This window comes from Microbacterium sp. Root1433D1, from assembly GCF_001426835.1.
Classification (GTDB): domain Bacteria; phylum Actinomycetota; class Actinomycetes; order Actinomycetales; family Microbacteriaceae; genus Microbacterium; species Microbacterium maritypicum.
Genome location: NZ_LMFN01000002.1, coordinates 778,429 through 792,399 on the forward strand (window position 1 = coordinate 778,429; position 13,971 = coordinate 792,399).

The window sequence follows — 13,971 nt, forward strand, 5'->3', positions numbered from 1 at the left end:
TTCGAGGTTCGAATTAACCTAGTAGGATTTCGTATGAAGTTACCGTTTCATACTTCGCAAGGGGCCGCAAGCTGAACATCCGATGTTTATCGGACCTTGATAATTCGTAACTCCCGGGAAACACGACGATCCCCCGCTACGCTGACGATGCTCCGACAGGAAAGTGCTCCCATGACCAACTCCGCAGACACCACCGTCGACGATCCGCACACGCGGCGGATCCTCGACCTCGTCGCCCGCGGCGAGGCGCGCTCACGCACAGAGCTGGCCGCACTGCTGGGTGTGGCCGCGTCGACGGTCGGGCTCCGCGTGCAGTCCCTGCTCGATGCCGGGGTGCTCAGGGAAGCGGGAGACGGCACATCTCGCGGTGGTCGACGTCCCCGGGTGCTGCAGATCGCCGCAGACGGCTTCGTGCTCTCGGCCGACCTCGGCGGCGGACACGCCCGGATCGGCAGGCACTCCCTCAGCGGCGCACTGCTGGACAGCGAGTCGATCGCCGTCGACGTGACCGAGGGGCCCGAGGCCACGCTCGATCGCCTCGCCGTCGTGTTCGACCGCCTCACGAGCACGGGTAGGGTCCATGCGATCGGCATCAGCCTCCCCGGGCCCGTCGACATCGCGACCGGATCGGTCGACCAGCCCTCTCGCATGCCCGGCTGGCCAGGATTCCGCGTCGGCGAGCACCTCTCGGCGCGCTACGGCGTCCCCGTGGCCGTCGACAACGACGCCAACCTCGCGGCTCTCGGCGAGCACCGTGAGCGCTTCGGACACACGGGACACAGCATCACCGTCAAGGCCGGCACCGCGATCGGCAGCGGCATCATCGTCGACGGACGGGTGCACCGAGGAGCCACCTCAGCCGCGGGTGACATCACCCACACCCGCATCGACGGCAGCGGCGACATCCCGTGCTCGTGCGGCAACACCGGCTGCCTGGAGACCGTGGCCAGCGGCGCGAGCCTCGTGCGGCAGATGCGCGAGCGCGGCAGCGACTCCGTGCACACGACGACCGACGTGCTGAGCCTCGCCCGCGACGCCGATCCGTTGGCCACCACTCTGGTGCGCACCGCCGGCACTCACCTCGGACAGGCGCTGTCCGGAGTCGTGAACTTCTTCAACCCGCACGCGGTGTTCCTCACGGGCAGCATGAGCGCCTCCGAGCCGTTCATCGCCGCCGTCCGCAGCCGGGTGTACGAGGCGTGCCACCCGCTGGCGACCCAGCATCTGCGGATCGAGTCGGCGACCACGGGCGCCGATGCCATCCTGCACGGTGCCGCACGCCTCGCGCTGGAGGGCATGGACCTCCCCGTGGCGACAGCCTGAGCCGCCGCCACGGACAGGGTCACTCCCCGATCAGGGTCAGCTCGATCACGGGCACCAGAACGTCAGGGCGACGCACCGGAAGGTGCACGGTCAGAGTTCCCTCCGCCTCGCCGGCCGGCGTCATCAGTTCCGCCTCGCGCTCGGGATCGGACACGCTCGTCTCGAGCCATGAACCGTCGTTGAGCAGTCGCGCGTAGGAGACCTTGCCGGCGAGTTCCGGAAGATGCACGAAGCCCATCGGCCAGCTGAACAGACTCAGGTAGAGGCGGTTCCCGCTGCGTGTGTACACGCCCTCGCGCGGCGGAGTGAATGCCGCATGCCCGGCGCCGACCACGGCGCCACGGTGCAGGCGCATCCACTCACCGATCTCCCCCAGCGTCTGCGCATCGCGGGGCGCGATCGCCCCGCGTCCGTCCGGGCCGATGTTCAACAGCATGTTGCCACCCATCGAGACCGAGTCGACCAGCATCTGCACGAGCATGGTGGGGGACTTCTGATCGGTGTTGTCGCGGTGATAGCCCCACGACCCGTTGAGCGTCTGGCAGGCCTCCCAGGTCAGCGGCACGCCGTCACGCACGATCGGCGAGGTCGGCTGGTACTGCTCGGGGGTAACGAAGTCGGCCGGAATGCCCAGACGGTCGTTGACGAGCATGTTCGGCTGCAGCTCCCGGCACAGCGCGAGCAGCGCGGTGGCGTCCCAGTCGTCGGGTCCCTTGCCCGCCCAGCCGTCCTTCGCCTCGGGGTATGTGAAGTCGAAGAAGAGGTAGTCGATGTCGCCGTAGTCCGTGAGGAGCTCGCGCACCTGCCCGTGAAGGTAGGCGCGGTACGCCGCCATGTCGCGGCCGACGTTGAGCTCGGCGGCGCCCTCGTCATCGCGACGCGGGTGGTTCCAGTCCACGGTGAAGTCGGGGTGATGCCAGTCGATGACCGAGTGGTAGAGCCCGACCTTGAGCCCCTCGGCCCGCAGCGCCTCCACGTACTCGCGCACGAGGTCGCGTCCGGTGTTCGCCACCGACGTGTAGTCGGTCAGCTTCGAGTCCCAGAGGCAGAAGCCGTCGTGGTGCTTCGTGGTGAGCACCACGTATCCCATGCCCGTCTCCTTCGCGGTGCGGGCGAGGGCCGGGGCGTCGAAGAGATCCGGATCGAAGTGCTCGAAATACTGCCGGTAATCCTCGTCGGTGAGGCGTTCGTAGTTCTGGACCCACTCGTGCCTGGCGGCGCCGCTGTAGAGGCCGAAGTGGACGAACATGCCGAACCGAGCCCGGTCAAACCATTCCTGTCGCATGTCTCCCATCCTGGCATAGACATCGGATGTTTGCGCCTTGGGGTTCATCAGAAAACGAAGAACGGGCGCCTCCGAGGGGACGCCCGTTCTTTCGAGAATCGAATCAGCGAGCAGCGCTGCCGTCGACGTAGTCCTCGTCCTGCTGCTTCCATGCGAAGAGCGAACGCAGCTCCTTGCCGGTGACCTCGATCGGGTGCTGCTCCTCCTTGGCGCGCAGCGCCAGGAACTCCTCGGCACCGTTGTCCTGGTCGTCGATGAAGCGCTTCGCGAAGGCGCCGGACTGGATGTCGGCCAGCACACCCTTCATGCTCTCCTTGACGCGCTCGTCGATGACGCGCGGACCCGAGACGTAGTCGCCGAACTCGGCGGTGTCGGAGATCGACCAGCGCTGCTTGGCGATGCCGCCCTCCCACATCAGGTCGACGATCAGCTTGAGCTCGTGCAGAACCTCGAAGTACGCGATCTGCGGCTGGTAGCCCGCCTCGGTCAGGGTCTCGAAGCCGGCCTGCACCAGGTGGCTCACGCCGCCGCAGAGAACAGCCTGCTCACCGAACAGGTCGGTCTCGGTCTCTTCGGTGAAGGTGGTCTTGATGACACCGGCGCGGGTGCCACCGATGGCCTTCGCGTAGGAGAGCGCCAGGTCCCAGGCCTTGCCCGATGCGTCGCGCTCGACGGCGATGATGTCGGGGATGCCGCGGCCGGCGACGAACTCGCGACGGACCGTGTGGCCGGGAGCCTTCGGGGCGACCAGAATCACGTCGACGCCCTCGGGAGCATCGATGTAGCCGAAGCGGATGTTGAAGCCGTGCGCGAAGGCGAGCGTCTTGCCGGCCGTGAGGTTCGGCGCGATCGACTCGCTGTAGATCGTGCGCTGGTGCTGGTCCGGCGCGAGGATCATGATGACGTCGGCCCACTCGGTGGCTTCGGCGACGGTCTTCACCGGGAAGCCGGCCTCCTCGGCCTTGGCGGCCGACTTGGAGCCCTCCTTGAGGGCGATCGCGACCTCGACACCCGAGTCGCGCAGGTTCTGCGCGTGGGCGTGGCCCTGCGAGCCGTAGCCGACGATCGCGACCTTCTTGCCCTGGATCAGGGACAGGTCTGCATCGGCGTCGTAGAAGATCTCGGTGCTCACTTTGTGTTTCTCCTTGTTCTTTGCGTTTCGTCTGGCTTCGCGTGCTCGATGAGCGGCGAAAACTCGGTACTCAGGTTGGTCAGCCGCGCAGGACGCGCTCGGTGATGCTCTTGCCGCCACGGCCGATCGCGAGAAGACCCGACTGCGCGATCTCCTTGATCCCGAAGGGCTCGAGCGCGCGCAGCATGGCGTCGACCTTGCCCTTGTCGCCGGTCACCTCGATCACGAGGGCGTCGGAGGCGTAGTCGACCACCGAGGCGCGGAAGAGGTTCACGACCTCGATCACGTTCGATCGCGTGGCATTGTCGGTGCGCACCTTCACGAGCATGTGCTCGCGCTGCACCGACGTGGCGAAGTCGAGCTCGACGATCTTGATCACGTTGATCAGCTTGTTGAGCTGCTTGGTGACCTGCTCGAGCGGGAGCTCGTCGACGTCGACGACGACGGTGATGCGGGAGATCCCCGGCACCTCCGTCACGCCGACGGCGAGGGAGTCGATGTTGAAGCCGCGGCGGGCGAAGAGCCCCGCGACACGGGTCAGCAGGCCGGGGGTGTTCTCCACCAGCAGGCTCAGCACGTGGGTCGACATGGATCAGTCCTCCTCGTCGAATGCGGGCGCGTGCTCGCGGGCGTACTGGACATAGCTGTTGCTGACTCCCTGCGGCACCATCGGCCACACCATGGAGTCGGCGCTCACGACGAAGTCGATCACCACGGGGCGGTCGTTCGTCTCTAGCGCGAGCTGGATGGCGGCGTCGACCTCCTCCTCCTTCTCCACGCGGATCGCGAGGCAGCCGTAGGCCTCGGCGAGCTTGACGAAGTCGGGGATGCGGATCGTGCCGTGACCGGTGTTGAGGTCGGTGTTCGAGTGACGGCCGTCGTAGAACAGTGTCTGCCACTGCCGCACCATGCCCAGCGACGAGTTGTTGATGATCGCGACCTTGATCGGGATGTTGTTGATCGTGCAGGTCGCGAGCTCCTGATTGGTCATCTGGAAGCAGCCATCGCCGTCGATCGCCCAGACCGGTCGCTCGGGCTGCGCCACCTTGGCACCCATCGCTGCGGGCACCGAGTAGCCCATCGTGCCGGCGCCGCCGGAGTTCAACCAGGCGTTCGGACGCTCGTACTTGATGAACTGCGCCGCCCACATCTGGTGCTGGCCGACGCCCGAGGCGAAGATGCCCTCGGGGCCGGTGAGCTCACCGATCCGCTGGATCACGTACTGCGGGGCGAGGAGGCCGTCCGTCGTCGGCGCGTAGCCGAGCGGGAACTCGGTGCGCAGACCGTCGAGGTACGACCACCACTCGTCGATGTCGGGCTTGGTGCCTGCAGTCGCTCCGCGGAAGGCCGCATCGAGATCGGTGAGCACGTCGCGCACATCGCCGACGATCGGCACATCGGCTGTGCGGATCTTGGAGATCTCAGCCGGGTCGATGTCGACGTGGACGACCTTCGCGTTCGGCGCGAACAGTGCCGCCTTGCCCGTGACACGGTCGTCGAACCGTGCGCCGAGCGACACGAGCAGGTCGGCCTCCTGCAGCGCCAGCACCGCGGGAACCGTGCCGTGCATGCCCGGCATGCCGAGGTGCTGCGGGTGAGAGTCGGGGAACGCGCCGCGCGCCATCAGCGTCGTGACGACCGGTGCACCGGTGGACTCCGCGAGCTCGAGGAGCTCCGCCGACGCCTTGCCGCGGATCACGCCACCGCCGACGTACAGCACCGGCTTCTTGGCCTCGGCGAGCAACGTCGCCGCGGCCTGGATCTGCTTGCCGTGCGCCTTCGTCACCGGGCGGTAGCCGGGGAGGTCGATCTTGGGCGGCCACACGAACGGGGCGGTCGCCTGCTGCGCGTCCTTCGTGATGTCGACCAGCACAGGACCGGGGCGTCCGGTACCGGCGATCTCGTAGGCCGCAGCGATCGCACCGGGGATCTCGGACGCATCCTTCACCAGGAACGAGTGCTTGGTGATCGGCATCGTGATGCCCACGATGTCGGCCTCTTGGAACGCGTCCGTCCCCATCAGCGTCGAGAACACCTGGCCGGTGATGGCGAGCATGGGCACGGAGTCCATGTAGGCGTCGGCGATCGCGGTGACGAGGTTGGTCGCACCGGGGCCCGAGGTGGCGATGCACACGCCCACCTTGCCGGATGCCGACGCGTAACCCTCGGCCGCGTGGCCGGCGCCCTGCTCGTGGCGCACCAGGATGTGGCGGAGCTCGGAGGCGTCCATCAGCGGGTCGTAGACCGGGAGGATCGCGCCGCCGGGAAGACCGAACACGTCGGTCACGCCGAGGAGCTCGAGCGAGCGGACCACGGCCTCCGCACCGGTGATCTCCGGCGCAGAGGATTGACGGGCGGGCGGCCTCGGCACGGCCGGGGCGGAATCAGCAGTCATGGGTTTCCTTCTGATGATCTGTGCAGGACGCCGGATGCCGGAGCGTCCGGGTCAGCCGGTGGTCGCGCCCTCGGCGGCGGACCGCACGAGACGCGAGTACTTGGCAAGAACGCCTCGGGTGTAGCGCGGGGGAAGCGGCTCCCAGCCAGAACGGCGGGAGGCGAGCTCTGCCTCGTCGACGAGTAGATCGAGAGAGCGAGCTGCGATATCGACCCGTATCAGATCACCATCGCGCACGAAGGCGATAGGACCTGCGTCCACCGCTTCGGGTGCTATGTGGCCGATGCACAGGCCGGTTGTGCCGCCTGAGAATCGTCCGTCAGTCAAGAGTAGTACATCTTTTCCGAGCCCAGCGCCCTTGATGGCCGCCGTGATGGCGAGCATCTCGCGCATGCCCGGTCCGCCCTTGGGGCCCTCGTAGCGGATCACGATGACGGTGCCGGGCTCGATCTCCCCCTCGGCGACGGCGTCCATCGCGGCACGCTCGCGCTCGAACACGCGGGCCGGACCCTCGAAGATGGCCGCATCGAAGCCGGCGGTCTTGACGACGGCACCCTCGGGAGCGAGCGAGCCGTGCAGGATCGTGAGGCCGCCCGTGGCGTGGATCGGGTTGTCGAACGTGTGGATGACCTCGCCGTCGATCGGCTGCGGGTCGAGGTCGGCGAGGTTCTCGGCGAGCGTCTTGCCCGTGACCGTGAGCGCGTCGCCGTGCAGCAGTCCCTCGTCGAGCATCGCCTTCATGATCACGGGGATGCCGCCGTGACGGTCGACGTCGTTCATGACGTACTTGCCGAAGGGCTTCATGTCGGCGACGTGCGGAACCTTGTCGCCGATGCGGTTGAAGTCGTGCAGGCTCAGCTCGACCTCGGCCTCGCGGGCGATCGCGAGCAGGTGCAGGACGACGTTCGTGGAGCCGCCGAGGGCCATCGCGAGGGCGATCGCGTTCTCGAACGCCTCTTTGGTGAGGATGTCGCGGGTCGTGATGCCCTGACGGAGCAGGTTCACGACGGCCTCGCCCGAGCGGTGAGCGTAGTAGTCGCGACGGCGGTCCGCTGCGGGCGGAGCCGCCGAGCCCGGGAGGCTGAGCCCGAGGGCCTCCGCGACCGAAGCCATGGTGTTGGCGGTGTACATGCCGCCGCACGCGCCCTCACCCGGAGCGATGGCGCACTCGATGCGCTTCAGGTCCTCCTCGCTCATGAGGCCGGCGCGACACGCACCCACGGCCTCGAACGAGTCGATGATCGTGACGTCCTTCTCGGTGCCGTCCGAGAGCTTGACCCAGCCCGGAGCGATCGATCCGGCGTACAGGAACACACTCGACAGGTCGAGGCGCGCACTGGCCATGAGCATGCCGGGGATGGACTTGTCGCACCCGGCCAGGAGCACCGAGCCGTCGAGGCGCTCTGCCATCATCACGGTCTCGACCGAGTCGGCGATGACCTCGCGCGACACGAGCGAGAAGTGCATCCCCTCGTGGCCCATCGAGATGCCGTCGGAGACCGAGATGGTGCCGAACTGCAGCGGGTAGCCGCCGCCCGAATGCACACCCTCCTTCGCGCCCTGCGCGAGCCGGTCGAGGCTCAGGTTGCAGGGAGTGATCTCGTTCCAACTCGAGGCGATGCCGATCTGCGGCTTGTCCCAGTCGGCGTCGCCCATGCCGACGGCACGGAGCATACCGCGGGAGGTCGTGGCCTCGATGCCGTCGGTGACGACGCGGCTGCGGGGCTTGATGTCGATGGGCGCGCTGCTGGCGGGATCATGCGAGGACATGACGGAAGTCTATTGCCGTGCGGAGGTGCGTTCGTCCGCCAACGCCTCCAGAAGCTCGGCGATCTGTTGTGGAGTGTCCACACGCAGGGTCGCCACGCTCTCCCCCGGCCCCACGCGCACGCCGAGGTCACCGGGCTCCAGCACGCGCATCGCGTCCTCGTCGGTCACGTCATCGCCGGCGAACAGGATGCCGGTCGCATCGAACCGGTCGCGGAGGGCCGCCATCGCGGCATCCTTGCCCTCGGTCCGCGAGGAGAACTCGAGCACCCGGTGACCGGAGCGGCGCCTCCAGTGCGGGAAGCGCTCGGCCACGAGGGCGTCGATCTCGGCGAAGACGCGCTGCTCGGTCTCGGCATCGGCGCGACGGGTGTGCACACCCATGCCGAAGGTCTTGGGCTCGAACTCGGCACCGTCGTAGCGGTCGATGATCGGCCGGGCCGCCGCCCAGAGCTCTTCGCGCGCACCGTCTTCTGTCGCCTCGCCCGGAGCGTCGACGTCGCCCTCGCCCGGGAACCAGTACTGCGCGCCGTGCGAACCTGCCAGGGCGATCGCGGAGTCGTCGGAGTGCTCGGTGATGACGCGGAGATCGTGCATGCTGCGTCCGGAGACGTAGGCGACGACCGTGTCGGGCAGTGCTGCAAGACGATCGACCTGGACGGCGACCTCGGGGAGCGCCCGCGCCGCCATCGGGTCGGCGACCAGCGGAGAGGCTGTGCCGTCGAAGTCGAGGGCGACCACCAGCCGCGGCGTGGCGGCCAGGGCCTTGAGGTCTTCGTCAGCGGTTCCGGGGATCCAGGGGCGCGTCATGGATGCTCCAATCACAGGGGTCGTGCGTGTGGGCTCGGGTTCGGTGTCGCGGGTGCTCAGCGGCCGCGTACCTCGGAGAGGGCCTTCAGGAACGACGACGACCAGGCGTTCACGTCGTTGTCGAGCACACGTCGGCGAAGCGACCGCATGCGGCGACCCTGCTCGGCGGGCGGCATCTCCACCGCCGTCATGATCGCGTCCTTGAGCCCCTCGATGTCGTGCGGGTTGACCCGGACGGCCTGGCGCAGCTCATCCGCCGCGCCGGTGAACTCGCTCAGCACGAGCACGCCGCGGTCGTCGACACGGGTGGCGACGTACTCCTTGGCGACCAGGTTCATGCCGTCGCGCAGAGCGGTGACGAGCATCACGTCCGCGGCCAGATACAGCGCGACCATCTCCTCGCGCGGGTATCCCTGGTGGAGGTATCGGATCGCGGAGTGGCCCATGGTGTCGGTGTCGCCGTTGATGCGGCTGACGGCGAGCTCGATCTCGTCACGCAGGTGCACATAGGCGTCCACACGCTCGCGACTGGGGCTGGCGACCTGCACGAGCGTCACGTCCTCGACCTTGAGCCGGCCCTCGGCGAGGAGCTCACCGTACGCCTTGATGCGGTGGCGGATGCCCTTGGTGTAGTCGAGCCGGTCGACCCCGAGCAGGATGCGCTTCGGATTGCCGAGGCTCGCGCGGATCTCCGCTGCCCTCGCACGCACGTCCTCGCGAGCGGCGAGTTCGAGGTAGGGAGTGGTGTCGATGGAGATGGGGAACGCCCGCGCCATCGCGGTGCGCGTGCCCTCGCCCTCCCCTTCGGGCACGGCGACATGCGGACCTTTGACCTCGTAGCGCAGTCGGCGGCGCACGGCGGTGAGGAAGTACGTGGCATCCTGCGCGCGCTGGAAGCCGATCACATCGGCACCGAGCAGGCCGCGCAGCACCTGATCGCGCCAGGGCAGCTGCGCGTACAGACCGTGCGCGGGGAACGGGATGTGGTGGAAGTACCCGATCGTGACGTCGGGGCGCAGCTCACGCACCATCTGCGGCACGAGCTGCAGCTGGTAGTCGTGCACCCAGACCGTGCCCTCCGGCGCCGCAGCAGCAGCCGCCGCCTCGGCGAAACGGCGATTCACGGTGACGTAGGCGTCCCACCACTCACGGTGGTACTGCGGCGGTGCGATCACATCGTGGTAGAGGGGCCAGATGGTGTCGTTCGCGAAGCCCTCGTAGTACTCGGCGACCTCTTGGGCGCTCAGGGCGACCGGGATGAGATCGATGCCGTCGGCCTCGAAGGGCGCGAGCTCCAGGTCGGCCTGACCGGCCCAACCGACCCAGGCGCCGTGCACGCTGCGCATCATCGGCTCGAGGGCCGCGACGAGGCCGCCGGGGGATGTGCGCCACGCCTCCTCGCCATCGGGGCCCACCACGCGGTCCACGGGCAGGCGGTTGGCGACGACGACGAAATCTGCTGCGGCCACGAGGGCTCCTCCCGGGGGTTTCCTCCAGGCTATCGAGGAACCTCGATTTCCGCGGATCGATCGTCAGGGCTTGACGGGAGCCGCTCGACGCTTCTCACCGCTGAGGATCCAGTTCGCGACTCCCGCAGCGAACGCGATGAACGCGGCAACCATCGGCAGCAGGAGCGCAGCCGGAGTCCCGACGCTCTCGGCGATCTCGCCCGCGAAGGCGGCGCCGATCGACTGCCCGACCACAACGCCGGAGCCCAACATGGTCATGACGGTGGCCGAGCGCCCGCGCGGGCTGCGAGCGGCGCCGAAGCTGTACTGCGTGACGAGTGTGGGGCCGATGCCGATGCCCATGATCGCGAGCGCCACCATCATGGTTCCCGGCGTGTCGACGAAGCCGAGCAGGAGTGTTCCCGCCAGCAGGATGCCCGAGAAGACGAGCCACCGCGCACGCATCGAGAACGCGGCGGGAAGCCACGCGACACCGAGCGCGAGAATCGCGGAGCCGACGCCCATGACGCCGTAGAGGAGGCCGGCCTGCTCTGGTGCACCGCGGTCGGCCATGAACGATGTGAGCGAGGTGAGCATCGTTCCGAAGAAGATCCCGACACCGAGGATGCCGACGACCACGATCAGCAACTGGGGCCGGAACAGCTCGGAGACGGTCGACGGCGCCTTGCCATCCGCATCCCGATCCTGCGAGACGTGCCGTCCGCTGGGGTGCAGGGCGAAAGCCCCCACGAACACCACGGTCAGCACGGCGGCTCCCACCAGCGGCGCCCACGGCGCGATCGCCGAGGCGAGGATGCCGACGAGGAAGGGCCCGAAGACGAACACGGTCTCATCGGCGGCCGACTCGTAGGCCATCGTGCCCGATACCGTCTTGGCGCGGCGCCCCTCGGGCATCCGGTCGCTGATGATCGTCACCAGTCGCGACCGCGAGAGCGGCGCGACCTGCGGAGCCGTGGCCCCGATGCCGACCGCCGCGAGCAGCACGAAGCCGTCGGCGGCGGTGCCGTAGACGACGAACGTGAACAGCAGGAGCATCGCCCCGTTCGCCAGGGCGAGCACCAGCAGCACGGTCCGCTGTCCGAACCGGTCGGCCGCGGCTCCCAGCAGCGGCCCGAAGCAGGCGGTGCCGAGGCCGACGGCCGCGGAGGTGAGCCCGCCCAGCGACAGGGAGCCGCGAGCGGAGACGACCACCGTCAGCACGCCGACCACCATCATGGCGAACGGTAGTCGCGCGATGAAGGCGATGAGGAAGTAGGGAAGGCCGGCGAGACGGAGAAGGCTCGGCTCGGCGAGTTGCTGCGATGTTGTTGCGCGTGTCATGGCTCTCGCGCGTCGAAGACGCGATGTCGGGTGCCGCCGCTGTCCGTCGGAATGCCGACGGCCGGTAGATACACGGTTGTGCGGCCGCGGGCGAGCCGCGACCTGGCCATGATAGCGGGTGCACCCGGGGATCGGCAGGGAGACTCCGGGTCCGTGCTCTCCGCCCGCGCTCGACACGCACGCCGCATTCGACTCGTTCGTCTGCGGACGCTGCGCTTCATCTGCCCCTCCCTTGCCAGGATCGGGGAGGGCTTGTCAAGGCTCGGTGCGACCGGGGGTGCGGGAAGGTACCGTGGGGGAATGCGCTACCTCTTCAGCACCGGACTTGTCGCTGCGATCTCCGCCGGGGTCTCCCTGCTGCGCGGCACCCGCGAGCAGCCCGTCACCTGGCGCGCCGTCCTGTCCTGGGTGAGTTGGGCGATCACCATGGCTCTCGCCGTCGGCGCCGTGGTCGACATGAACCGCGAGCGTCGCGGAGTGCGGGTCGACGCCGATTCCCCGCAGTCGGTCAAGAAGGCGAAGAAAGCGCAGCGACTGCAGTTCCGTTCGCAGAAGGCCCTCGCCGACACGCAGGACCACGCCAAGGACGCGCGTCCCTGAGCGCGGTCCCGCCCGCGACTCCCGTCACCGGGTGAGGATGAGCGCCTCGCCCTGACCGCCGCCGCCGCACAGGCCGACGGCTGCCGTGCCTGCGCCTCGACGCGCGAGCTCGTGCGCGACATGCACCACCAGCCTGTTGCCGGAAGCGCCGATCGGGTGGCCGATCGCGATGCCGCCGCCGTGGATGTTCACGATGGCCTCGTCGAGGCCGAGTTCGACCTGCGAACGCGCGACGACCGCACCGAACGCCTCGTTGATCTCCACGAGGTCGAGATCCGAGGGGGCGATGCCCTGCTTCTCGCACGCGCGCTCGATCGCCCGCGCCGGCTGCGCCTGCAGCGAGTTGTCCGGCCCGGCCGTCTGCCCGCTCGCGCCGACGGTCACGAGCACGGGCCATCCCTTGGCCTGGGCGGTCCGTCTAGTGGTCACGACCACGGCCGAGGCGCCGTCCGAGATCGGTGAGGAGTTCCCCGCGGTGATCGAACCGCCTTCGGCGAAAGCTGCGCGCAGCCCCGCGAGGGTCTCGACCGTGGTGTCGGGGCGCACGCCCTCGTCCTTCGTGACACGCACGGGCTCGCCGCGGCGCTGGGGAACGTCGACGGCGACGATCTCCACATCGAACACACCCGCTTCCTGCGCGGCGGTGGCGCGCTGATGCGAGAGCGCGGCGACGCGGTCCTGCGCCTGCCGGGTGAGATCGAAACGCGCGTTGTGCCGTTCGGTGGATGCCCCCATGCTCTCCCGGTCGTACGCATCCGTGAGCCCGTCGTAGGCCATGTGGTCGAGCACCTCGACGCTCCCGTATGCCCAGCCGTCGCGCGATCCCATGAGCAGGTGGGGTGCGCGCGTCATCGACTCCATCCCGGCGGCGACCACCACCTCGGCATCTCCGGTGCGGATCATCCGCGCCGCGTCGATGACCGCGGTCAGCCCCGAGAGGCACACCTTGTTCACGGAGTGCGCAGGGACGTCCCAGCCGATGCCCGCGCCGATGGCCGCCTGACGGGCTGCGTTCTGCCCGGATCCGGCGGCCAGCACCTGACCGACGATCACCGCGTCGATGTCTGCGGGTGCGATGGAGCCCTGCTCCAGGGCTCCACGGATGGCCAACGAGCCGAGCTGGGGGGCGGTGAACGCGGCGAGCTGCCCCTTGAGGCGTCCCTGCGGGGTGCGAGCAGCGGCGACGATGACGACGTCGTTCTCAGTCATGGTCCATGATCCTTCCGGTGAGCAGAGCGTGGGAGACGATGAGGGGTGGTTCGGTCGCGGCGATGACCTCGTCGACCGTGACGTCGGGTGCGGTCTCGACGAGCACCAGCCCCTCTGCGGTCACGTCGATCACGGCGAGGTCGGTGATGATCCGATCGACCACACCGCGACCGGTCAGGGGCAGCGAGCATTCGTCGACGATCTTCGCCGAACCGTCCTTCGCGACGTGCTCCATGAGCACGATGACCCGGCCGGCCCCGTGCACGAGATCCATGGCACCGCCGGGCCCCTTCACCATCTTGCCCGGGATCATCCAGTTCGCGAGATCGCCGGTCGCGGAGACCTGCATCGCCCCGAGGATCGCCGCGTCGATCTTGCCTCCGCGGATCATGCCGAAGCTGGTCGCCGAGTCGAAGAACGCGGCGCCGGGAAGAGTGGTGACCGTCTCCTTGCCCGCGTTGATGAGGTCGGGGTCGACGGATTCCTCGCTCGGATAGGGACCGACGCCCAGGATGCCGTTCTCCGACTGCAGGACGACGGTGATGCCGCGCGGCACGTGGTTGGGCACGAGCGTGGGCAAGCCGATGCCCAGGTTCACGTAGGCGCCGTCCTGCAGCTCGGCGGCCGCTCTGGCGGCCATCTGCTCACGGGTGAGTGCCAT

General features: G+C 68.5%; 12 protein-coding genes. 2 read left to right on the top strand and 10 right to left on the bottom strand.

The genetic code is table 11. The annotated features are described in order from the left end of the window. Nucleotides 1–171: 171 nt before the first annotated feature. A complete protein-coding gene (locus tag ASD13_RS09655) occupies nucleotides 172–1,323 on the top strand; it encodes an ROK family transcriptional regulator (RefSeq protein ID WP_055868659.1) in 1,152 nt (383 codons plus the stop codon). Between the two features lie 19 nt (nucleotides 1,324–1,342). On the opposite strand, the gene ASD13_RS09660 is transcribed toward ASD13_RS09655, so the two are convergent. The 8 genes from ASD13_RS09660 to ASD13_RS09695 form a co-directional block, all read right to left on the bottom strand. Then, nucleotides 1,343–2,617: an alpha-L-fucosidase gene (locus ASD13_RS09660; protein WP_431692264.1), complete on the bottom strand. Its 1,275-nt coding sequence runs from the start codon at nucleotides 2,615–2,617 to the stop codon at nucleotides 1,343–1,345. A gap of 94 nt (nucleotides 2,618–2,711) precedes the next feature. Continuing rightward, on the bottom strand, nucleotides 2,712–3,740 hold the full coding sequence (ilvC, locus tag ASD13_RS09665; protein ID WP_017830815.1) for a ketol-acid reductoisomerase: 1,029 nt from the start codon (nucleotides 3,738–3,740) through the stop codon (nucleotides 2,712–2,714). A 79-nt stretch (nucleotides 3,741–3,819) separates the two neighbouring features. Further along, nucleotides 3,820–4,329, bottom strand: coding sequence for an acetolactate synthase small subunit (ilvN, locus tag ASD13_RS09670; protein WP_017830816.1), 510 nt, complete (start codon nucleotides 4,327–4,329; stop codon nucleotides 3,820–3,822). A 3-nt stretch (nucleotides 4,330–4,332) separates the two neighbouring features. After that, complete coding sequence (locus ASD13_RS09675) at nucleotides 4,333–6,135, bottom strand: acetolactate synthase large subunit (RefSeq protein ID WP_055868661.1); 1,803 nt, start codon at nucleotides 6,133–6,135, stop codon at nucleotides 4,333–4,335. Nucleotides 6,136–6,186: 51 nt separating this feature from the next. After that, the gene (gene ilvD / locus ASD13_RS09680; RefSeq protein WP_055868663.1) at nucleotides 6,187–7,905 is read right to left on the bottom strand and encodes a dihydroxy-acid dehydratase; all 1,719 of its coding nucleotides are present in this window, start codon (nucleotides 7,903–7,905) and stop codon (nucleotides 6,187–6,189) included. 9 nt (nucleotides 7,906–7,914) lie between these two features. Next, nucleotides 7,915–8,712: a trehalose-phosphatase gene (otsB, locus tag ASD13_RS09685; RefSeq protein WP_055868665.1), complete on the bottom strand. Its 798-nt coding sequence runs from the start codon at nucleotides 8,710–8,712 to the stop codon at nucleotides 7,915–7,917. A 56-nt stretch (nucleotides 8,713–8,768) separates the two neighbouring features. Next, nucleotides 8,769–10,181: an alpha,alpha-trehalose-phosphate synthase (UDP-forming) gene (locus tag ASD13_RS09690; protein WP_055868667.1), complete on the bottom strand. Its 1,413-nt coding sequence runs from the start codon at nucleotides 10,179–10,181 to the stop codon at nucleotides 8,769–8,771. A gap of 63 nt (nucleotides 10,182–10,244) precedes the next feature. Beyond that, nucleotides 10,245–11,501, bottom strand: coding sequence for an MFS transporter (locus ASD13_RS09695; RefSeq protein WP_055868670.1), 1,257 nt, complete (start codon nucleotides 11,499–11,501; stop codon nucleotides 10,245–10,247). 300 nt (nucleotides 11,502–11,801) lie between these two features. Between ASD13_RS09695 and ASD13_RS09700 the strand changes: the two genes are divergently transcribed. Continuing rightward, entirely contained in the window at nucleotides 11,802–12,101 is a 300-nt protein-coding gene (locus ASD13_RS09700; protein ID WP_017830822.1) for a hypothetical protein, read from the top strand. Nucleotides 12,102–12,125: 24 nt separating this feature from the next. Here ASD13_RS09700 and ASD13_RS09705 read toward each other — a convergent pair whose 3' ends face one another. Together ASD13_RS09705 and ASD13_RS09710 are read right to left on the bottom strand one after the other, a co-directional pair. Next, nucleotides 12,126–13,310 (bottom strand): acetyl-CoA C-acetyltransferase, encoded by a 1,185-nt coding sequence (locus ASD13_RS09705; protein WP_055868672.1) that lies wholly within the window; start codon nucleotides 13,308–13,310, stop codon nucleotides 12,126–12,128. Continuing rightward, complete coding sequence (locus ASD13_RS09710; RefSeq protein WP_200935133.1) at nucleotides 13,303–13,971, bottom strand: CoA transferase subunit B; 669 nt, start codon at nucleotides 13,969–13,971, stop codon at nucleotides 13,303–13,305. The genes ASD13_RS09705 and ASD13_RS09710 overlap by 8 nt, the downstream gene beginning before the upstream one ends.